The organism is Bacillus sp. YP1 (assembly GCF_000877815.1).
GTDB classification, from domain to species: domain Bacteria; phylum Bacillota; class Bacilli; order Bacillales; family Bacillaceae; genus Bacillus; species Bacillus subtilis.
Genome location: NZ_CP010014.1, coordinates 2,321,314 through 2,341,238 on the forward strand (window position 1 = coordinate 2,321,314; position 19,925 = coordinate 2,341,238).

A 19,925-nucleotide genomic window follows, 5' to 3' on the forward strand; every position below is an offset into this window, starting at 1 on the left:
ATGACACCTTTATATGATGGATTATCAAAGGTCGACGATCCTAAATGGCTTTTGAACATTTACATAGCACAACAACAGAGTATACGGAATTCTGTTGTTTGTCCCCCCTATCCCAGCTCTTTTAGATTTATCTCTTTGGATGCGCCTTGATGGCCAGTTTTTCAGCAGCATAGAATTTATCCCCTCCTGAATCGTTATAGCATATTTCAACGCCGATAGACTTGCGGTTCCCAGTGCCGTTTGTACCGTCTCCTGTATGTGGGCTCGCTTTTAGTAAACCAGTTTATATTCTTTTTGGGCACACAACAGAAACAATTTTCCATATGAAAATCTCGTAATTTTACACCTCTTTAACTTGAAGGAGGATTTTTGCATATGTATTTTCATACCCGTCAACTACCATCTCATCCAGCATATATTCCTCATATGCATTTTCCCCTATTTGCATTCCATTTCTTTCAATGAACTCAATGATTCTCCGGTACGCCTCTTCAGTATTTCCGCCTATTTCATATCCAACTGCATACAGGCCTTTTGGCCGTACATGATAATTTATGTTCTCTGCCCCATCTTTTACTTTTATATAAAAGTAACTGTAATTGTAGAAGTCTTTTTCTAAGATTTGTTCCCGTGCAAAGATTCCGCCTATCGGATATCCTTCATCTAATTCATATTGCTGAACTTCATGAATGAGTTCTGAAATGGCTGCCACATATTTTCGTTCCGGTAAGTTTAATGTTTTTCGGCTTAACATGAATGTTTCTTCATTTAAATATTCAAAAGAAATTGAGGAAAAATCAGTCTCAAGTGCTTGTTCTGTAAGCGTCACTTTTGTTTGTAAGATCGTTTGCAACTGCTTAAGCTCATTTATTTTTTTATCAATCTCAATAGACTTTTCTTTTAGAACATGCAGGATCTTGTCTGGTGTTTTTCCTTTTATTAGACATTTTATTTCTTTTAATGGAACCCCAAGCTCTTTAAATAGAGTGATGACTTGAAAAATCTCAAATTGATGATAGGAATAATATCTATACCCATTTTCTTTTTTTATTTCCGGTGAGAATAGACCAATCTCATCATAATGAAATAAGGTTTGTTTTTTTACACGGCAGAGCTTTGAAAACTCCCCTGTTGTGAAATACTTCTTAACATCTTCGCTCATAAAAACCTCCTTGACTATACGGTAACCATATACCTTATGATTTGATTGTACTTGAAAAAAGCTTCAAGTGAAAAGGATAGGTAAAAGGGTTCAATTGAGTAAAGGGGAATTTAAATGAAAAAATCAATAAGTGAGCAAAAAACGATTTTCATTATACTATTGAGCAACATCTTCGTAGCATTTCTTGGTATCGGTTTAATTATTCCGGTTATGCCTTCTTTTATGAAAATCATGCATTTATCCGGCAGCACTATGGGTTATCTTGTTGCGGCTTTTGCCATTTCTCAGTTAATTACTTCACCTTTTGCAGGTAGGTGGGTTGACCGTTTTGGGAGAAAAAAAATGATTATTCTCGGGTTGCTTATATTCAGTTTATCTGAGTTGATTTTCGGATTAGGGACCCATGTTTCAATATTTTATTTCTCGAGGATATTGGGTGGTATAAGTGCGGCTTTTATCATGCCCGCGGTAACAGCATATGTAGCTGATATTACAACCCTAAAGGAAAGGTCAAAGGCTATGGGGTATGTTTCTGCTGCAATTAGCACCGGCTTTATTATTGGGCCTGGTGCGGGAGGATTTATTGCCGGCTTTGGCATCCGCATGCCGTTTTTCTTCGCCTCCGCCATCGCGTTAATAGCAGCTGTCACTTCCGTTTTTATACTAAAAGAGTCATTGTCGACAGAAGAACGCCATCAACTCTCATCTCATACAAAGGAATCAAATTTTATTAAAGACTTGAAGAGATCCATTCATCCTGTCTATTTCATTGCATTTATTATCGTCTTTGTAATGGCTTTTGGTTTATCAGCTTATGAAACGGTATTCAGCTTGTTTTCTGATCATAAATTTGGCTTCACACCAAAAGATATTGCAGCCATTATTACGATTAGCTCCATTGTTGCGGTAGTTATTCAAGTTTTACTATTCGGGAAATTGGTCAACAAACTTGGAGAGAAAAGAATGATTCAGCTGTGCTTAATAACCGGTGCGATCTTGGCTTTCGTGTCTACTGTTATGTCAGGATTTTTAACTGTTTTGCTTGTAACTTGTTTTATTTTTCTAGCGTTCGATTTGCTACGTCCGGCCTTAACCGCTCATTTATCCAATATGGCCGGTAACCAGCAGGGTTTCGTAGCAGGCATGAACTCCACATACACCAGCCTGGGAAATATATTTGGACCTGCTTTAGGCGGTATACTATTTGATCTTAACATTCATTATCCTTTCCTTTTTGCAGGTTTCGTTATGATTGTCGGCCTTGGTCTTACAATGGTTTGGAAAGAAAAAAAGAATGATGCTGCAACTTTGAATTAATTCATTTTCTATAAAGTCAAGTCATTTGGATGCAGGGAATGCCTCTGGTTAGGCACAATAAGAAAAGGTACTTAATTTGATAGGCTACATGTTGCTTGATGTGAAAATAGTTTATGCTGAGTTTTAGCAATATCAGGATTTCATCTGCCATCACCTTAAGCCGCAGCCTAACCGGGATAAGAAAAAAGGAGAAGTAGTATGAGTATAAACATAAAAGCAGTAACTGATGATAATCGTGCTGCAATTCTTGATCTGCATGTCAGCCAGAATCAATTATCATATATTGAATCTACAAAAGTATGTTTAGAGGATGCAAAAGAATGTCACTATTATAAACCTGTCGGGCTTTACTATGATGGAGATCTAGTCGGTTTTGCAATGTATGGATTGTTTCCCGAGTATGATGAAGATAATAAAAACGGACGAGTCTGGCTTGACCGATTTTTTATTGACGAACGCTATCAGGGAAAAGGATTAGGGAAGAAAATGCTTAAAGCCCTCATTCAGCACCTTGCTGAGCTATATAAATGCAAGAGAATTTATTTAAGTATATTTGAAAATAATATTCATGCTATACGCCTTTATCAAAGGTTTGGTTTTCGATTTAATGGTGAACTCGACTTTAATGGTGAGAAGGTAATGGTAAAAGAGCTATAGATATCCAAGCCTCCTTGTTTGCTGAGAAACGTTTGAACTTCGATCATGATTACCTGCTTAAACTGCAAGATCATTGTTTAAAAAAGCCTGGATGAAAATTTCATCTCAGGCTTTAAGCATCTTATTAGTCAAAATCTCATGTGCTTTATCCAGATGTTATTCTTTTTTCCGGACAATTTCTAAATAATTAATATGCCGGCCAACTGTTTTGTGCACTTTAAAAATATACCCATCGGCTTCTATAACGGATCCAACTGCAGCGTCTATTTGTTGAGTCATAAACCAGCCGCCTATCGTATCCACTTCGTCACTTGCTAACGTCGTTCCCAATAAATCATTTACATCCTCAATGAGCACTTTCGAATCTAAGATAAAGTGATTATCATTTACTTTTCTAATATCAGGCACTTCATCTTCATCAAATTCATCTCTGATTTCCCCAACAATTTCTTCAAGAATATCTTCAACAGTGACTAAACCTGAAGTGCCGCCATATTCATCCACAAGAATAGCGATATGTGTTCGCTCTTTTTGCATTTTTACCAATAAATCATGAATTGGAACGGATTCAATAACATGGATAACAGGAGTGATATGATTTTCTAACTTGAAATCCTCTTTTATCTTCTGGTCTGTGTCAATATAAGCTGACAAGAATTCTTTAGCATTGATAAAACCAATGATTGAATCTTTATCTCCATTTAGGACTGGGTACCTTGTATAACTCTCTGTCTTAATGGTCTTAACAATAGTTTCATAAGAATCCTCACTAGAAATCGCTACGATCTCTCTTCTCGGAATCATAATTTCTTTGGCAATTCTTTCATCAAATTCAAAAATATTATTTACATATTTCAACTCATTTTTATTGATTTCACCGCTCTTATAGCTTTCAGACAGTAAGATGCGCAGTTCTTCTTCAGAATGAGCAAGTTCATGTTCTGATGCAGGTTTCAAACCGAAGAGTCCTACTATAAACCGGGCTGAACCATTTAAAAACCATATAAAAGGGAACAGGATGCGGTAAAACCAAATAATTGGCTTTGCAGTCAAAAGAGTGATGGTTTCCGCTTTTTGGATAGCGAGTGTTTTAGGAGCAAGTTCTCCAACTACAACGTGCAAAAAAGTCGCAATCACAAAAGCAATCACTAAGATCAATACATGTGAGACTGTTTCACTTACATGAAAATGAGCAAATAAGGGGTGCAAAATCACTTCAAAAGTCGATTCTCCAACCCAGCCAATTCCCAACGCTGTAACCGTGATCCCTAATTGACAAGCTGACAAATATTCGTCCAAATGAGTAATGACCTTTTTGGCTGATACGGCACCTTTTTTTCCCTCTAATATGAGTTGGTCAATTTTTGATGACCTGATCTTTACTATCGCAAATTCAGTCGCAACAAAAAATGCTGTTAAGACAATTAAAATAGTAAAGATTATAAGGTTAATGGTTGTCAATGATTTGCCTTACTTAGTAAGGCGTACACCTCCGATATAAATATTTATTTTTCTAACCCGTTTTTTCTGAATAAACAAAAAACAGTATATATAACATTATAAGTTCAAAAGAACCTAAAATCAACTCTGAATGATGTAAATAATCATCTTTTTCCGTATGAAGAGTGGTTCCCATAGTATTTAACTAGCGATTGGTGACGTTTTAAGGCTTAAAAAAGAAAGCAAAATAAAAACACACCTGAATTTTCTGGTGTGTTCAATAATACCCAACCGTCTTAATTTATTTGATGTCTTTATTAAGGTTTTCTCTTAAAATTTGAATCAATTCCGCCTGTTGCTTTATATTTTTGCGGCCATTTCTATTAATTGCAGCAAGTTCACAGACAATTCCAGCTGAAATGAAAAACAATAAACCTTCAAACATTTTAAATCCCCCACCGTCTAAGTGATAGTCAAATGTGTTTTTTCTTTTTGCAATACCTGCTTATAATCTTCCTTACGCTGATATATGTTATTTAAAATGAGTCCAATAATGACAAACAGTGTTCCTACTATATCAAAAGCAGTTATGTTATATCCTTTGATCACCATGATTAACAATGTAGTGATGGGGACAAAGTTAATAAATAAAATCCCGTTAATGGATGATAGGATTTTAATGCCATAGTTCCAACTAAGGAGGGCTATGATACCTGGTAAAGTAATCATAAATAAAAAATCATACTTAATTGCTGCAACTACTTTAATACTCGGTACCGACACGTAACCTTGCGCGGTAAGTATAGCTGTCATGATTCCTGTTATAGCTGTGCCGAATAAACATGTCAATGTTGAATAACGAAGTGTGGACCACTCTTGGAATAACTGTCCCCCAATTGTGTAGACAACCCATCCTAAAACACCAATGAATATAAAGAGTAGCGAGAATAGATGATCCCCTAATGAAAAAAAGAAACTTATATTACCTTTGGTTATGACCATCGAAGCCCCCAAAAAGGCAATCAATATACTGATCATTGTGTATTTTTTAGGTTTCACATGTTTATATCCCCATAGAATAACAATTGAAAGCATCGGCATGAGTGCCTCGGCAATGGACGCTGTCATAATTCCAGACTTCCCCATCAACCTTTGACCTAAAAAAATAAGAACATTGTATACAGTAAACGCCATCACCCCAAATAAAATGATCCATTTTGCTTTACCCTCTAAATGAAATGATTTTTTTCCTTCTCTCACTAATAATAAAATCACTAACATAATTGTTACCACACCGTAGCGAATAAATGAAAAATAAAACGGATCAATAAATTCTAATGCATGATCTGCAACTGGAAACATCGCGCCCCAAGACATACTTGCTACTAAACATGTAAGGGCACCAATGAATAATTGACCTTTTTTCATTGAATTCCCCTCCTTTTCTTTAAAATTACAATGAGAATTATAAAAAGAAGTAAGCATCAAGTAAAATGAACAAAAGTGATGAAAAACATCATTGATAATGATACTTTAATGAAGGGGGGATCTTCATGGAACTGCGAGACTTACAAATTTTCAAATGCGTAGCCCATCACAAGAGTATTACCGGTGCTGCAAAAGAGTTAAATTATGTACAATCTAATGTAACTGCGCGGATTAAGCAATTAGAGAATGAGCTCAAAACACCTCTTTTCAATCGCCATAAAAAAGGGGTTTCACTAAGCCCAGAGGGCCGAAAAATGATTGAATACGTTAACAAAATTTTGAAAGATGTTGAAGAACTGGAGCAAGTCTTTCTAGATACTGAAATACCGTCTGGAATATTAAAAATCGGTACAGTGGAAACAGTGAGGATACTGCCGACCATCATAGCTTCCTATTATAAAAAGTATCCTAATGTGGATTTATCATTGCAGGCTGGTCTAACAGAGGAACTTATTAAAAAGGTCATGAATCACGAATTAGACGGAGCTTTTATTTCAGGCCCCTTGAAACATTCTATTCTGGAACAGTATGATGTTTATACTGAAAAACTTACTCTTGTAACCAGTAACAAAACGTTTAATATAGAGGATTTTTCAACGACTCCGATTCTTGTTTTTAACCAGGGGTGCGGGTATCGGTCTAGGCTTGAACAATGGCTCAAAGATGAAGGTGTGCTCCCAAACAGAATGATGGAATTTAACATCCTAGAGACAATCTTAAATAGTGTTGCACTTGGACTCGGTATAACAGTGGTACCGGAATCTGCTGTTATGCATCTAGCTGTACAAGGTAAGGTTTATTGCCACCCATTGCCTGAGAAAGACAGCTGTATCTCAACAATTTTTATACGCCATAAAGATGCGTACCTGACAAATTCAATGCGCAGCCTCCTAAAGACCATTGTTGAACATAAAAATATGAGTATGGCTTAAAGTGATTTTTCTCTTTCTATATTCTAACTTCTTAAATAAAAGAGAAGGCTCATCTCCACTTCGCTACCCTTATTCACGCAAAAAATAGAGCAGTAAACATGTGAGTTACTGCTCTGCTTCGTTTATTCACCGTTCATTTGTTTTACAATGTATTCAGCATCATTTCCTACGCCTTGAAGCAACGCTGAACCTCGCTTATGCTGCCAAGGCAAACCTATAAAGTACAATCCTTCTACAGGTGAAACACCTCTATGATGTATGATTCGACCTTCTTGATCCAAAACACCTTTTATATTTATCCAACATAAGGGATTCCTGAAACCAGTAGCCCAAATAATATTGTTTACTTCTAATGTAGATGAATCTTTAAAAATGATTTCATTTTGCTTTGCGGCAATGACTCTTTTTTTTAAGATGATCTCCTTCTGTTTTATTGCATGTTTTAATTCATGCCCAAATACTGGATCACCTTTCTTTTGAATGAATTTGCCTACTATTGATGTATGACTTGCATGTAAAACTCCTAGTTTATCAAACCACCAAAAGATGCTTCTTTTTCCGATCATTAAAGGGAAATAAACAAGTTTATTACTACAAGCTAAATATGTAACTCTTTCTTTGGATAATTCAACAGCTATTTGAGCACCACTATTCCCACCACCAACTACTAGTACATTTCCATATGCCAATTGTTTTGAATTCTTATATTGTGATGAGTGTAGTTGATTAATATTATCGGATAAATCCTTTGATATTGATGGAATATTAGGGGTATGAAAAGGCCCTGTAGCAATGACAAGATTCTTCGTTTGATATTCTTCCCGATTTGTTTTTATTAAGAAATAATTCTTTATTTTTAGGACACTTATTACTTCTGTCCGTAATTGGATTGGAATTTCAAATTTTTTAACATACTTCTTTAGATAAGCAACAATTTCATTTTTTGAAGGAAATCCATGTTTTTCTCCTTCAAGATGCATTCCAGGCAAAGAGCTATACATTCGAGAAGTAAATAAAACTAATGAGTCATACCGATCTTTCCAGCTCTCCCCCACCTCATGACTTTTATCCAAAATGATAAACTTTTGATCGGACTGCTTAAGATAATATCCTATTGAGATCCCTGCTTGACCAGCCCCGATTACTATAGTGTCGTACACATTATCACCCCGCCAATTTCAAATTGTCAGTAGACAGAATCTGCAAAATCCTAGTTGATCTCCTCACTATAAAGTTAGATAAAAAATTTAATGGTGATGGTGGTCACGCTGCTTCTCCATTTTGGGCTGACAAAGGATCGCATTGTCGTGGTTATGCGCTTCGGTTTCCATTTGAATGGTTACGTGCGTAATGCCTTTATGCTCAAGTTCATGTTCAATTTTGCGTAAAATATTTTCACTTTCTGAAATGGTCAGTTGATCGTCAACAACTGCGTGGCAAGAAAGAGCATTCAATCCGCTTGTGATAGACCATATGTGTAAATCATGAATGTTTTGAATTCCCTCTGTCCCTTCAATTGTACGAATGATATCAGAGACATCGATATTTTCTGGAGTTCCTTCCATTAAGATGTGAATGGAATCTTTAGTCACATTGTAACCGCTTCTTAGAACAAGAATAGCCACAATGATACTAGCCAATGGATCTGCCCAGCCCCATCCAAAGAAGATGATAAGTATGGCAGCTAAAATGGCACCTACAGAGCCGAGCATATCGCTTATTACATGTAAATAAGCTCCTCTTATATTCAGATTATTCTTTGTATCTCCGCCACTCATCATAATCCAAGCGACCAATAGATTCACAACTAACCCGATGATACTAATTGTAAGCATGCCGGTTGTTGCTACTTTTGGTGGATTAGAGAAGCGTTCGATTGCTTCATAAATGATATAAAGAGAAATAAGAATTAAGGCAGCACCGTTTATCACAGCTGCAAGAATCTCAAATCGTTTATAGCCGAATGTCTTATTGTGATTTGCCTTTTTTTCAGCTAATGTAAAAGCAATCAGGGCAACCATTAATGAAATTGAATCACTCAGCATATGGCCTGCATCAGATAAAAGCGCCAGGCTATTTGTTAAAAATCCACCTATAGCTTCTATAATCATATAACCTGTAATCATGATAAAAGAGATCAATAAAACCTTTTTATTTGCTCCTTCATTATGATTGTGACCCATAAAAAACTCCTCCTTACCTAAAGTTTTTAATACATATGTATTTATTATTTCAAATCTGTTATGAAGCATTCTAACATGATACAAATAATATTTATATATGAGCATGTGTTCATATATAAATATATCTGCTCTTTACTGAAATGTCAAAATATTTTTATAGAAATCCACAATACCTCCTTAATTATTCTTTTATAAACATAAAAAAGCGGAGCAAACACATGGTTTGCTCCGCTACCCTAGTTTCTCTATCCTTTTCTTCAATCAAGCATTTGAGGGTAGTATTCAACTACAATTTACCTGTTAAAAATTGGGCCTCACCAAGTCCAAAACTCCAGTCAGCATTATCATTTTCAACAATAGATACAATTAAATCAGTTGATGCGATACCACACTCAGATTCCAGTCTTTCAGCTAACAGCCTGTAAAATTTTTGTTTCTTCTCTTCCGGTCGGGATTTACTTGTAACTGAAAGAACAACAAGATTTTTAGTTCGGTTAAATCCTAACCCAGTATCCTCAATAATCATATGATTTTCTGGATGTTCATGAACAATTTGATAACGGTCTTGTTGAGGCACATCAAAAGCCTCTACTACAACATTGTGAGCGACATCTAAAAGTTTTTTCAAACTTGATTGATCTCGCCCTTCTATTAAGTCAAAACGAAGTAATGGCATAAAATCCCCTCCTTCTACTACAACAGTCTTTTTAATTTCATTCGTTAATGTGTCAGCTATTTCCAAGCAGCTGCTACATTTAGAAAATAAAGTAATTTCCCAATAACCCCTTCATTCTGGTGTTAGTCAAGCCTATGTTATGATGTGTATTTCCATAGGCAATATACAGAATCAACTTCGAGTAATTAACCATTTTTTGAAATAGCTTTATCACTTACTTTAGAAATCATTTATTCTTCTAAGCTTTAGTTTACATGAAGCTCTGCTATCATATATAATTCAAAATTAAGATGGAAGACATCTCAAAATCAGATATCAACTATGGAGGACTAGATGAATATTCAGTTGTTACAGGTTTTTCTCACTACTGCTCGTGAAGGCAGTATTTCCAAGGCTGCTCAGACTTTAAATTATGCACAATCGAACGTAACGAATAAGATACAACAACTAGAAAACGATTTACAGACAAAATTATTCTATCGTCATAGTCGAGGAATCACACTTACTCCCCCAGGGCAAATTCTTGTTTCTTACTCAGAGAAAATTCTACATACTATTGAAGAAGCTAGAGCAGCCATGGGCGAATCATCCGCGCCTTCTGGGCCACTGCGTATAGGATCAATGGAAACAACAGCTGCAGTTTGGCTTCCTCAACTCCTTGCACATTATAATAACCTCTATCCAAATGTTGATTTGAACCTAGTAACCGGCCCTACGGAACAACAAATACAAGCAGTTTTACATTATGAGTTAAACGGCGCTTTTATTTCAGGGCCTATTGAACACCCTGATTTAGTTCAAGAAAAGGTATTGGATGAAGAGATGGTTCTTGTTACAAGTGCTTCACACCCTGTGATTTCTTCCATTCAGGATGTTCAAACACAAACAATGCTTGTATTCCGTAAAGGATGCTCATACAGAGCAAAGCTCAATCATATCCTGCAAGAAGAAGGTTTATTACCTATAAAATTAATGGAATTTGGCATACTTGAAGCGATCATTGGCTGTGTAAGCGCCGGCTTGGGGATTTCACTGCTGCCTCGTTCAATCATTGCTTCGCATGAAAAAGAAGGCCGCATCTGCAGCCACACTATCTCTGACAAATATTCTTTCGTATCAACCATGTTTATAAGGCGGAAAGACACTTTAATTACCCCTGCTTTATCTGCTTTTTTAACGCATATGAGGGATCATTTTCAGGTAAAGAGGCCAGATCAATCGTAAATAAATGGATGGAAGGCAGGCTTCGCCTCAAAATACCTCTGATCAGTTGTCTGATATAAAAATATAGGCGCATCTCATTGTTTGTATAGAGCAAAAAAGCAAACTTCGGTATGGAGTTTGCTTTTTCTTCGTGATTTCGCACTCTGAATCGTGAAACCTAGCCGATATTAGGATGTAGATTTTCTTCATTCAAAGAATTTTGAACGAAGATCATTGCCCTAGACACTTGGTTGCGTCTTGAAGTTAAAGGCTGACTATTTCCTAAAGAGTCAGTCGCTCTCACAACTATTAAATATTCACCTACAGATTTCGGGTGACAACGGGAAGATTGATATTTTCGGTTGGACAGGGGCAGAACATCCAATTGTAACAGTTGAAGTATCCACTGATGGAGGAGATCCTGCAGATCTGAGTGATATTGCTGTTGATTGATCAACTTGTTTTTGTTCGGAATATACTCAGTATATAGCCGCATATTCCTCCTGCAATAGCTGGAATGAGCCACCCCAGCCCTATGTTATACATAGGGAGAATCTGAGAGAAAATATGATTCACAACTTCAATTTTTATTCCCGCCTCCTTCAAACCGTCAAATAAGCTGATGATGAATGCGAATAATAAACTGCCTTGATACACTTCTGTCTTCCCTTTAAATACAGAATGCAAAAACGTTAAAAATATTAAGGAAATCGCGATAGGATACATCGTCAGTAAGACAGGCATTGACACCTTAATGAGCTGGGTTAATCCTATATTTGCGACAAGCGTACTAAACACTGATAAAACGACAGCAATTTTTTTATAAGAAATGTTCGGAAATAGTTCATGAAAAAATGAAGAACACGCAGTGATCAGTCCGACACTTGTCGTCAGACACGCCACTGTAATCATTAAGCCCAATAAGATTGAACCATAAGAACCAAAATAATAGGATGAAACCTTAGCCAAAACCTCTGCTCCATTTTCTAAAATCCCTAGTTCTTCAACGCTGGAAGCCCCCATATAGGAAAGAGCTGTATACATAACTGCTAAGAGTACAGCTGCAATCGCGGCTGCTTTTGCACAAACACCCATCAGCTGTTTTTTGGTAGAAGCTCCTTGTTCCTTCAATGCATTCACGATGATAATTCCAAAAACAAATGCTACAAGGGCATCCAGAGTAAGGTATCCTTCCTGAAATCCTTTAAAAAACGCTTGTGATGTGTACCCTTTTGACGGTGCTTGAATGGTTCCAATTGGGCGAATAAGAGCTACCACTACAAGCAATCCGATAAATGTCAGCTTAATTGGTGTCAAAAATTTCCCAACTATATCAATGATTTTTGAAGGATTAAGTGATAACACGCATGCCAATCCGAAAAATAATATTGTAAATATGATCAATGAGACAGGGCCTGCATCATTTGATAAAAAAGGTTTTACCCCAATTTCAAACGATACGTTTCCTGATCTCGGGATAGCGAAAAAAGGCCCGATTGCCAAATAGAGAATCGTCGTAAATACAATGCCAAACACCGGGTGAACACGGCTGGCTAACGACTGTAAGTTTTGTTTACCCGAAAAAACAAATGCTGTTATAGCCAGTAATGGCAATCCAACTCCGGTCACTAAGAAACCTGCATTAGCGACCCATACATTTTTCCCGGCCAATTGACCAAGCATAGGCGGAAAAATGAGATTTCCTGCTCCAAAAAACAATGCAAATAGCATTAATCCTATAATGATGATATAGGAAGCAGACACTTTTTTTGACATTATATATCCTCCGATTAAAGTAGACACTTCTTGAATAGCCAGGAAACATTACAGATGCTATTTGCACTGGCACAGTGTTGATTCCAAAATAAGCTTGTGTCAGTTTTATATATTTTTATCAAGTTTAATAAAAGCATGATTTGATAGTTTCCGATATCGGTTAAAAAACCAATTGCACCAAAACCATATAAACAACGGTTCCCCCCGCTATGGAAAGAAGCATATTTTTCTTCCACAAGTGAAGCAGTACAACTGCAGCTGCTCCAACTAATTCAGGAATGCCATGACTTCCAGAAAGCAGACTCACATCTTTTAAACAATAAATGACCAAAAGCCCGATTACCGCTGATGGCAGCACTTTACCAAGATACTGTACATATTTCGGTGTCGGTTTGCCAGACGGGAAAATCATGAATGGAAGGAACCGTGTCAGCATTGTTCCTAGCACGACCATTGCAATGGTGATCATTTGCTGCGTCATAGTCATCGTCATACGGAAACCTCAGCTTTCTCCAATGGTTTTCTCAGAACAGTCAGTACCCCTAAAATGGCGAGCATAGCAGGAATAATAAATTGGTTTCCGCCAAAAAGGATAAGACAGGCTACTGAAAGTCCAAGTCCTGAGAGAGCACTGTAATGCTTTTTCTCTTTCATCCATTGTTCTATGAATATCACAATAAACAGAGCAGTCATCACAAAATCAAGCCCTTCGGTATTAAACTTCACGTACGACCCAAAAATACCTCCTATCGCTGCCCCCGCGACCCAATATAAATGATTAAGCAGTGTCACAAAAAACATAAACCAGCCCTTGTCAACATTCGCCGGAACATTAGCGGTATAATTGATAGAAAATGACTCATCGCACATTCCGAAAATCAGATAAAGCTTTTTCTTTCCAGTCCCCCTGTACTTATCCAACATGGAAATTCCATAAAACAAATGCCGGGCATTGACCATTAACGTCAAAAAAAGAGCATTCATAGGGTTGAACGCACCAAGTAAAAAATTCGCTGCAACAAACTCCATTGAGCCCGCAAATATCATAAAACTCATGATGATTGGATAGATTGCGCTAAATCCCAAAGAATGCATAAAGATTCCATAAGCTATCCCCAAAAATAAAAACCCCGCAAAAATCGGAATGGTATATGGGAATGCAGAACGAAATGCAGCCCATATTTGACTTCTCTTATTCATATGAGTGTTTATAGCAGGAGAGCTTAAATGTAACGATTCTTTATTTTTATTCAAATCAACAACCTCCTACATTTCATCAATTGGCACACTGACAGTTCTTTTTTCTGTACTCATGACTATGCTTGTGTCAACTCCACTAATAGCAGGATTCTGCATTAATGAATCAATGATAAAATTCCGATAACTCTCCATGTCCTTCGCCACAATCTTAAGCATATAGTCATGGCTTCCTGTAAGTGTGTAGCATTCTTGAACCTGTGGGAATTTGTTTATATCCTCTAAAAATGAATGAATTGTCTCCCTATTTAAGGGTGATAAGTTGATGAGAGCTAGTGCTGTGACTTCGATTCCAAGTTTTTTCTCATCAACAATAGTCGTAAACTTTTTAATTATACCTGCTTCTACTAGGTTCTTTGTTCTTGCAAGGCAAGCTGATGGTGAAAGCCCAATTTTCTTAGATAAATTTAAATTTGATATTGAAGCATCTTCCTGCAAATCTCTTAAGATGGCCTTATCAGTTTCGTCAAGCATAATACCCATTTCACAACCCCCAATACAACTTAACAGAATTATATTTCATACAATTTAAATAATAACGAATTTTTATTCGTTAATCAAATATTATTTAAATTTAAATCCTTTTAAAGTATTATTCACAGAATAAAATTATCCTCGCGATTAACTCATAATGAAATTAACTTACATCAGAAAGAAGTCATGGGAGAGTTATGTACTTGTGTGACTTGATACCAACATCATAAGAAACTTATCAGAAGCCAAAAAGTTATTGCGGTCTCACCGAAAATTGAATTTGCGGTGCCCTATTGCCTTTTTCCGCGAACGAAAATTGTTAAAATTCGCAAAACAGAAAGTCTACTCTATTATTATTTTAAATTCGTCCTTTAGTTCTTCTTGAGCCTCTTGTATAACTTCTAATACATCGTCAGCGTATGAACCTAAAAATGTATTGCTGAACTCAAAATTTTTCAAGACTAAAGTGAGCGGCAAATCCACCCACCCTGTCAGGCAATCCCATAAAGCGTCTAAATTTCTCCCATAGTAGTCTGGGAAGTCTAGTTTATCTTTTAAATCATCATGTAAAACTTCTATATTTTCAAAGTCTCTTCCATCTATTATTATTTTTCTCATTAGAAACTATGCCCTCCATTATTTTATCTTAACAAACGTTTACTATGTAACAGCTGTTTGTCCAAATGAGGCTGAAAACAAATAAAAAACACCGATAGGATGAAACTATTGGTGTTTGCAAGACATCTTCATACCCGGTAGGCATAAATAATGCTAAACTTTGTTTTTAAAAAGCTATCATATCAAATTTTTATGTTACAGCTTTTACTATCGTTTAATCTAATTGAGGAGTAAAACAAGATATGTTTGAAAATCACATATCCCCTAAAAATTAAAAACTAATCGGCAGTTCTTCGAGTGCTCTCATCAGAAAATTCCCTTTCCATTTCATTTGTTTCTTTTCGCCTTTTAACTGTATATTTGGACAGCGGCGTAATAAGGTGGAAATCGCAATCTTTGCTTCTAAGCGGGCTAGCTGTGCACCAAGACAAAAATGATTGCCATGGCCAAAAGCAATATGGCGGTTGTTCTTTCTTTCAATATCAAATATGTCGGCATTTGGAAATATCTTTTCATCACGGTTTGCTGATGCTAAAGAAATGATGATCACATCTTTCCGTTTAATCTCCTGCCCATGCAGTATAAACGGTTCAGCCGTCCAGCGAATTGTCGTTAGCTCAACAGGGCTGTGAAACCGCAATGCTTCTTCTATGGCTGAATTCATCAAGTCCGGCTGCTGGCGGAGCTTTTCTAGTTGATCATGGTGACACATCAGAGCATATGTCATATTGGTGATTAAGTTTACGGTTGTTTCATGACCTGCAACGATAAGCAGCATAATCATCGAGTACAATTCTTCTGTACTTAATTGTGTGCCTTCACTTTCCGCTTGAATTAATGCACTGATTAAATCTCCTGCAGGTTCTCTCCTTTTTTTGCGAACTAAGGATTCCAGATATTCAACAAACTCCCCTAACAAGTGGTCATTCTCCTGAAGTCTTTCAGGGGCATCTGAAAAATCAATAATTGCTTGCGACCATACTCTGAATTTTTGACGATCTTCCAAGGGAATGCCGAGCATTTCACTTATCACGATAATCGGCAATGGAAACGCATAATCGTCTACTAGGTTCATGAATTTGTTGGGCTGCACTTTATCCAATAAAGAATCTGCGATATGCTGGATTTTGTCTTCCAACTGCAAAATCATCCGATGCGTAAATGCTTTTTGAACAAGAGTTCGCAAGCGGTTGTGATCAGGGGGATCTGAATTAAGCATATGTTTTGTTAAAGTCTCTTCATTCTTCAATAGAGCAGGACGTTTTTCTTTTGCGGTAAATACATTTTCATAGTTTTTCTTTAATTTTTCATTCTTTAATAAATGTATTGCATCATCATATCTCGATATGAGCCAGCCTTTCCCCAGAGCTCCTAAAGATAATGGGTAGAGAGCCTGTGATTTTCGCAATTCTTTATAAAATTCATACGCTTCATCTTTAAATGCTCTCGAAGACAATTGACTTTCCGTCAAAATGGTTACACTCTTTTTTTCTTTTGAAGACATTCATTCGACCTCCATCTTTGAAAGGTTATGATAATCTTTAAATATAAAATCAGGACGATTTGTAAAATGATCCATTGAGATCAGTATTCATGATAAGGGCCAAAATGCCGTCCCCGCATTTTGAAATAAAAGATATGAGACAGTCATTAATCATTTTGCTGCCTAAACTCTTTCCCTGATAAAATGGCGAAACTCCTAATACTTCTATGCCGGCTCTTTTAAGGATTTGGAAAATTTTTTAGCCCCATTTTGATTAATGTTATCCCCCCTGCTGCTATATAATCGATCAAGTTTAATGTCGGGTTTATCACGATGTTTTAATAGAGCGGCAACAACCATTTCACCATTCTGAATGCCAACAAAAAAGAAATGCTTTTTAAAATATGCTCTTGTCAGTACTTTATGCATTTCAAAAATAAATGAATGATCTTTTTTTCGCGTTTTACGAGTAAATCCATAAAAGGATATTGATTGAAAGATTGATGGAATAGCTTTGCCACTTTGCTTACTTCATCTGCTCTTGCTTGTCGATAAAGAAACATTGATGCACCTCCTCTGAGCAGTAAAGCAGGAAATCGAATTAAAGCGCCCTTCCTATTGGAAAGGCGCCTGCCGTTTTACTGTGCCAAAATGTTTTTCATCAGTGAGTTTTTATAAAATCATTTATTAATTGATCAGTTGTCAATATTGTGGCAAATTCATCATGCAATGTAGCTAGAGATATATTATGAATAGTCGCCGCATCATAATATGTATCATTTTGGTCTCTCATTCCGAAGGCTGCTGTTGCATCTGAAATCAGGTATGTATCAAACCCTAAATTACCACTCATTCTTGTGGTGGTTGATACACAGTGAGGCGTGGTTAAACCAGTTATGACTACAGTGGTTATTTCATTTAATTTTAAGAATTCTTCTAAATTCGTACCAATAAAGCTGCTATTTACTGTCTTGGTTATAATGACTTCTTCATCCATAGGCTTAACTATTTCCTTTATTGCAAACCCTTCATTCTTTGGATGGAATAAAGAATGAGGTTTATCAGAAGTGTGTTGTATGTATATGACTGTCCATCCTTTTTCTCTCCATAATTCTAGTATTTTACTAATGTTTTCTTCCGCCTTTACGTTATTCCGTTCCCCCCATTTTTTATCATCGAAGGCTTTTTGTACATCCACAATGATTAAAGCTTTCTTTTCTTCCACAAGATACCCTCCTACGTAGAATTTCTATTTATTACTACATTCTAAATACAAATTTTACTTTTGTACAATTGTTTAATGATGAATTTCAAATGAGCGCCTTCTTTATTGGAAAATGCGTTCTATACTGCAACTGTGCCCAAGCCGTTAACCTTCAAATCTAATCTGAGAATCACTGGCTCTACAGAGAATAATAAAAAACACTCTAATAACGAGTGCTGAAATGAAAAACTATTGATTTAGAAGCCATTTGATACGCTCAGCTGAAATGATGTAGTGGAGTATTATAAGACATAAAAAGACAATACTAACTGGTTTTAAATAACTAAAATAAAGCGCTGCAACAGCCATTGCAAAGATCAATAATTCAATAACTAACCTTGTTACTCCGTTTACAGCTATTACAGTTTGTCCGCTTCGACTAGGATCATGAGGTACTGCAAATACAGACCAGACAATCATAACTGCAATAGGTAAAACCAAAGTTAAAACATATTTAAAATAACCATTAAAGCTTATCCAAGCATACACCCCTAAGGAGATTAGTGCAGCAATTTCAAGGGTGAATCTTAAAAGTAAATTAGTCTGATTCAGTTTTTCCAACTCCTCTATAAAAAACACCCCCGCAGGAGATGCTCTTTCTCTGCTTTATTTCAGCGTATAAAAACTTTTCTGTTCTTCCTCTTTAGATTCTATTGTAGTTTTCGGCGAGATTACCTCTACTTTTGAAGAGATGATACCGACTGCTGCTGTTACCAATGCTCCGATAATAGAACGATGATAAGTATAATGAAATATGACAACTTTTCCCCTCCTATTCAGTTAATTATCCAAATAATCAGGAAGTTGTCTACAATTTGCAGAATTTGTCGAACGAAGTAAAGATTATACCTGGGAGGCTTTACTCATTGTATGAATTACAGTAAATAAATTGCCTTCCCTTTTGAGAAGACGTTCCAACTCAGCTAGACTCTTCCAATAGGCTTCCTTTTGGCGCAGCTGCTTTTATTCAAAAATTGAGCAACACCTGAATGTTTCATTGGAATTTCTGAACCATCGATCGCTGCTGAATTTGTTGCAAATGCATACGTAGGAGTAGTCGAATGGTGGTTGAAAAATGAAATGCCTTCCCCACCTCGAGTGATGGCAGAAAAAGCGGGGGTTTTGTTAGAGAGGAATCTATAGATATGTGTATCGAAGATTTGACAGCATTAAAAATTATACTTACATCGTTGGGAACAGGCCAACAATAAAGCGGAAGAACGTTGTCATTTGAAGTGGTTTGGAATAAAAATGATTCGAATATGTTCTTATCATTGTAAACGAACAAAAAAAGAACATGTTTTGAAAAAAGATTGATCAAAACATCTTCTTATATGTTGTCATAGCGTAACTTTTTATAAAAAGGTTAATTACATTTTCGGGGCTTCCAAACCAAATTTTGCCCATTCTTCTTTTGCTGGACCATAAATACCTGGAACAGTTAAACCTGCTTGTCTCATAAGAACAGTCATTTGTCCCCGATGGTGGTTTTGATGTTGAATTAAAAACATCAAAAGTGAACCGTTAGGCATTTGTTGTCCAATAAAGTTGATACGTTCTTGAAGTGTATGGTCAGTCCATTGGGTTTTTAATGCCTGTACAAATGCATTACTGGCTTGATGATAGCTGTCAGCTATAAACTGAGCAGAAGTTGGAACAGGATAATCTTCAGCTGGGGCTTGGAACGTTAAGTCTGTGTTTGAGGTAATGATGCCAATGGCAGCAACAGTATGCCAAGCAATACGGCCTAGAGTCCAATTTTGTGAAGTTATTTCTTGTTTAAGTGATTCATCAGTCAGACTATTTAATAGTTTCTGTGTAGCATCTGCTTCGAACTCCCAAGATTTCAAAAAATGGTCTAAGGTTTGAAACACAAAAATCCTCCTTTTCATTCTTTTGTTTTTTCAATGTGCTTATAGGTTAATTATAATGCCTCCTTTCGTTAAAAAGAACAAAAATTTCGGACAAGAATAATCATAGTAAAATGCGTAGACA

Annotated in this window: 23 protein-coding genes and 2 pseudogenes; 5 read left to right on the plus strand and 20 right to left on the minus strand. The window is 36.4% G+C overall.

The window, feature by feature from the left end; genetic code table 11:
- Positions 1–24: 24 nt before the first annotated feature.
- The 3 genes and pseudogenes from QF06_RS21325 to bltR all read right to left on the minus strand — a co-directional run bounded on the left by QF06_RS21325 (position 25) and on the right by bltR (position 1,162).
- Positions 25–171, minus strand: coding sequence for a hypothetical protein (locus tag QF06_RS21325; protein ID WP_009967843.1), 147 nt, complete (start codon positions 169–171; stop codon positions 25–27).
- Positions 149–259: pseudogene (locus QF06_RS22145) on the minus strand (N-acetylmuramoyl-L-alanine amidase); the annotation flags it as partial. The gene QF06_RS21325 and the pseudogene QF06_RS22145, both read right to left, overlap by 23 nt.
- Positions 260–340: 81 nt before the next feature.
- Positions 341–1,162, minus strand: coding sequence for a multidrug efflux transcriptional regulator BltR (bltR, locus tag QF06_RS11445; RefSeq protein WP_041850099.1), 822 nt, complete (start codon positions 1,160–1,162; stop codon positions 341–343).
- A gap of 114 nt (positions 1,163–1,276) precedes the next feature.
- On the opposite strand from bltR, the gene blt reads away from it, so the two are divergent.
- Entirely contained in the window at positions 1,277–2,479 is a 1,203-nt protein-coding gene (blt, locus tag QF06_RS11450; protein WP_041850100.1) for a multidrug efflux MFS transporter Blt, read from the plus strand.
- A gap of 198 nt (positions 2,480–2,677) precedes the next feature.
- Complete coding sequence (gene bltD / locus QF06_RS11455; protein ID WP_041850101.1) at positions 2,678–3,136, plus strand: spermine/spermidine acetyltransferase; 459 nt, start codon at positions 2,678–2,680, stop codon at positions 3,134–3,136.
- Positions 3,137–3,292: 156 nt separating this feature from the next.
- Here the strand turns inward: bltD and QF06_RS11460 are convergent, their stop codons facing one another.
- The 3 genes from QF06_RS11460 to QF06_RS11465 all read right to left on the minus strand — a co-directional run bounded on the left by QF06_RS11460 (position 3,293) and on the right by QF06_RS11465 (position 6,004).
- Positions 3,293–4,597, minus strand: coding sequence for a hemolysin family protein (locus QF06_RS11460; protein WP_041850102.1), 1,305 nt, complete (start codon positions 4,595–4,597; stop codon positions 3,293–3,295).
- 280 nt (positions 4,598–4,877) lie between these two features.
- Complete coding sequence (locus tag QF06_RS21330) at positions 4,878–5,021, minus strand: YrzO family protein (RefSeq protein ID WP_017697705.1); 144 nt, start codon at positions 5,019–5,021, stop codon at positions 4,878–4,880.
- 17 nt (positions 5,022–5,038) lie between these two features.
- Positions 5,039–6,004 (minus strand): DMT family transporter, encoded by a 966-nt coding sequence (locus tag QF06_RS11465; RefSeq protein WP_043940168.1) that lies wholly within the window; start codon positions 6,002–6,004, stop codon positions 5,039–5,041.
- Positions 6,005–6,129: 125 nt separating this feature from the next.
- Here QF06_RS11465 and czcR point away from each other — a divergent pair, with 125 nt between their 5' ends.
- Positions 6,130–6,996: a LysR family transcriptional regulator CzcR gene (gene czcR, locus QF06_RS11470; protein ID WP_004398672.1), complete on the plus strand. Its 867-nt coding sequence runs from the start codon at positions 6,130–6,132 to the stop codon at positions 6,994–6,996.
- A 122-nt stretch (positions 6,997–7,118) separates the two neighbouring features.
- On the opposite strand, the gene QF06_RS11475 is transcribed toward czcR, so the two are convergent.
- The 3 genes from QF06_RS11475 to QF06_RS11485 form a co-directional block, all read right to left on the minus strand.
- Positions 7,119–8,156: a flavin-containing monooxygenase gene (locus QF06_RS11475; protein ID WP_003229874.1), complete on the minus strand. Its 1,038-nt coding sequence runs from the start codon at positions 8,154–8,156 to the stop codon at positions 7,119–7,121.
- Between the two features lie 87 nt (positions 8,157–8,243).
- Positions 8,244–9,179, minus strand: a complete 936-nt coding sequence (czcD, locus tag QF06_RS11480; protein WP_003229873.1) for a CDF family zinc transporter CzcD — start codon at positions 9,177–9,179, stop codon at positions 8,244–8,246.
- Positions 9,180–9,465: 286 nt separating this feature from the next.
- Positions 9,466–9,855: a tautomerase family protein gene (locus QF06_RS11485; protein WP_004398711.1), complete on the minus strand. Its 390-nt coding sequence runs from the start codon at positions 9,853–9,855 to the stop codon at positions 9,466–9,468.
- A 333-nt stretch (positions 9,856–10,188) separates the two neighbouring features.
- Between QF06_RS11485 and gltR the strand changes: the two genes are divergently transcribed.
- Positions 10,189–11,079: a glutamate biosynthesis transcriptional regulator GltR gene (gltR, locus tag QF06_RS11490; RefSeq protein WP_003229871.1), complete on the plus strand. Its 891-nt coding sequence runs from the start codon at positions 10,189–10,191 to the stop codon at positions 11,077–11,079.
- Positions 11,080–11,236: 157 nt separating this feature from the next.
- Here gltR and QF06_RS21335 read toward each other — a convergent pair whose 3' ends face one another.
- The 10 genes from QF06_RS21335 to QF06_RS11535 form a co-directional block, all read right to left on the minus strand.
- Positions 11,237–11,554, minus strand: a complete 318-nt coding sequence (locus tag QF06_RS21335; protein ID WP_032677115.1) for a hypothetical protein — start codon at positions 11,552–11,554, stop codon at positions 11,237–11,239.
- Positions 11,512–12,834, minus strand: coding sequence for a branched-chain amino acid transport system II carrier protein (brnQ, locus tag QF06_RS11500; RefSeq protein ID WP_003229870.1), 1,323 nt, complete (start codon positions 12,832–12,834; stop codon positions 11,512–11,514). The genes QF06_RS21335 and brnQ overlap by 43 nt, the downstream gene beginning before the upstream one ends.
- A gap of 160 nt (positions 12,835–12,994) precedes the next feature.
- A complete protein-coding gene (gene azlD / locus QF06_RS11505; RefSeq protein WP_003245988.1) occupies positions 12,995–13,327 on the minus strand; it encodes a branched-chain amino acid transporter AzlD in 333 nt (110 codons plus the stop codon).
- Positions 13,324–14,088, minus strand: coding sequence for an azaleucine resistance protein AzlC (gene azlC / locus QF06_RS11510; protein ID WP_015251618.1), 765 nt, complete (start codon positions 14,086–14,088; stop codon positions 13,324–13,326). The genes azlD and azlC overlap by 4 nt, the downstream gene beginning before the upstream one ends.
- Before the next feature lie 12 nt (positions 14,089–14,100).
- Positions 14,101–14,574 carry an azlBCD operon transcriptional regulator AzlB gene (gene azlB, locus QF06_RS11515; protein WP_004399001.1) on the minus strand — a complete coding sequence of 158 codons (474 nt, stop codon included), beginning with the start codon at positions 14,572–14,574 and terminating at the stop codon, positions 14,101–14,103.
- A gap of 333 nt (positions 14,575–14,907) precedes the next feature.
- On the minus strand, positions 14,908–15,183 hold the full coding sequence (locus tag QF06_RS11520) for a barstar family protein (protein ID WP_004398814.1): 276 nt from the start codon (positions 15,181–15,183) through the stop codon (positions 14,908–14,910).
- A 271-nt stretch (positions 15,184–15,454) separates the two neighbouring features.
- The gene (locus tag QF06_RS11525) at positions 15,455–16,687 is read right to left on the minus strand and encodes a cytochrome P450 family protein (RefSeq protein ID WP_003229866.1); all 1,233 of its coding nucleotides are present in this window, start codon (positions 16,685–16,687) and stop codon (positions 15,455–15,457) included.
- Positions 16,688–17,079: 392 nt separating this feature from the next.
- Positions 17,080–17,229 carry a hypothetical protein gene (locus QF06_RS22025; protein WP_003229864.1) on the minus strand — a complete coding sequence of 50 codons (150 nt, stop codon included), beginning with the start codon at positions 17,227–17,229 and terminating at the stop codon, positions 17,080–17,082.
- Between the two features lie 98 nt (positions 17,230–17,327).
- Positions 17,328–17,891, minus strand: coding sequence for a cysteine hydrolase family protein (locus QF06_RS11530; RefSeq protein ID WP_004398700.1), 564 nt, complete (start codon positions 17,889–17,891; stop codon positions 17,328–17,330).
- A 228-nt stretch (positions 17,892–18,119) separates the two neighbouring features.
- Positions 18,120–18,491 (minus strand): YrdB family protein, encoded by a 372-nt coding sequence (locus QF06_RS11535; RefSeq protein ID WP_010886579.1) that lies wholly within the window; start codon positions 18,489–18,491, stop codon positions 18,120–18,122.
- 456 nt (positions 18,492–18,947) lie between these two features.
- On the opposite strand from QF06_RS11535, the pseudogene QF06_RS22030 reads away from it, so the two are divergent.
- A pseudogene (locus QF06_RS22030) lies at positions 18,948–19,073 on the plus strand (TetR-like C-terminal domain-containing protein); the annotation flags it as partial.
- 227 nt (positions 19,074–19,300) lie between these two features.
- Here QF06_RS22030 and QF06_RS11540 read toward each other — a convergent pair.
- Positions 19,301–19,804 carry a DinB family protein gene (locus QF06_RS11540; RefSeq protein WP_004399152.1) on the minus strand — a complete coding sequence of 168 codons (504 nt, stop codon included), beginning with the start codon at positions 19,802–19,804 and terminating at the stop codon, positions 19,301–19,303.
- Between the last annotated feature and the right edge of the window lie 121 nt (positions 19,805–19,925).

Bases quoted from the DNA above. Each gene is read 5' to 3' on its own strand.
- QF06_RS21325 (WP_009967843.1), bottom strand. From the start codon at position 171: ATGCTGCTGAAAAACTGGCCATCAAGGCGCATCCAAAGAGATAAATCT.
- bltR (WP_041850099.1), bottom strand. From the start codon at position 1,162: ATGAGCGAAGATGTTAAGAAGTATTTCACAACAGGGGAGTTTTCAAAG.
- blt (WP_041850100.1), top strand. From the start codon at position 1,277: ATGAAAAAATCAATAAGTGAGCAAAAAACGATTTTCATTATACTATTG.
- bltD (WP_041850101.1), top strand. From the start codon at position 2,678: ATGAGTATAAACATAAAAGCAGTAACTGATGATAATCGTGCTGCAATT.
- QF06_RS21330 (WP_017697705.1), bottom strand. From the start codon at position 5,021: ATGTTTGAAGGTTTATTGTTTTTCATTTCAGCTGGAATTGTCTGTGAA.
- QF06_RS11465 (WP_043940168.1), bottom strand. From the start codon at position 6,004: ATGAAAAAAGGTCAATTATTCATTGGTGCCCTTACATGTTTAGTAGCA.
- czcR (WP_004398672.1), top strand. From the start codon at position 6,130: ATGGAACTGCGAGACTTACAAATTTTCAAATGCGTAGCCCATCACAAG.
- czcD (WP_003229873.1), bottom strand. From the start codon at position 9,179: ATGGGTCACAATCATAATGAAGGAGCAAATAAAAAGGTTTTATTGATC.
- QF06_RS11485 (WP_004398711.1), bottom strand. From the start codon at position 9,855: ATGCCATTACTTCGTTTTGACTTAATAGAAGGGCGAGATCAATCAAGT.
- gltR (WP_003229871.1), top strand. From the start codon at position 10,189: ATGAATATTCAGTTGTTACAGGTTTTTCTCACTACTGCTCGTGAAGGC.
- QF06_RS21335 (WP_032677115.1), bottom strand. From the start codon at position 11,554: ATGCGGCTATATACTGAGTATATTCCGAACAAAAACAAGTTGATCAAT.
- brnQ (WP_003229870.1), bottom strand. From the start codon at position 12,834: ATGTCAAAAAAAGTGTCTGCTTCCTATATCATCATTATAGGATTAATG.
- azlD (WP_003245988.1), bottom strand. From the start codon at position 13,327: ATGACGATGACTATGACGCAGCAAATGATCACCATTGCAATGGTCGTG.
- azlB (WP_004399001.1), bottom strand. From the start codon at position 14,574: ATGGGTATTATGCTTGACGAAACTGATAAGGCCATCTTAAGAGATTTG.
- QF06_RS11520 (WP_004398814.1), bottom strand. From the start codon at position 15,183: ATGAGAAAAATAATAATAGATGGAAGAGACTTTGAAAATATAGAAGTT.
- QF06_RS11525 (WP_003229866.1), bottom strand. From the start codon at position 16,687: ATGTCTTCAAAAGAAAAAAAGAGTGTAACCATTTTGACGGAAAGTCAA.
- QF06_RS22025 (WP_003229864.1), bottom strand. From the start codon at position 17,229: ATGTTTCTTTATCGACAAGCAAGAGCAGATGAAGTAAGCAAAGTGGCA.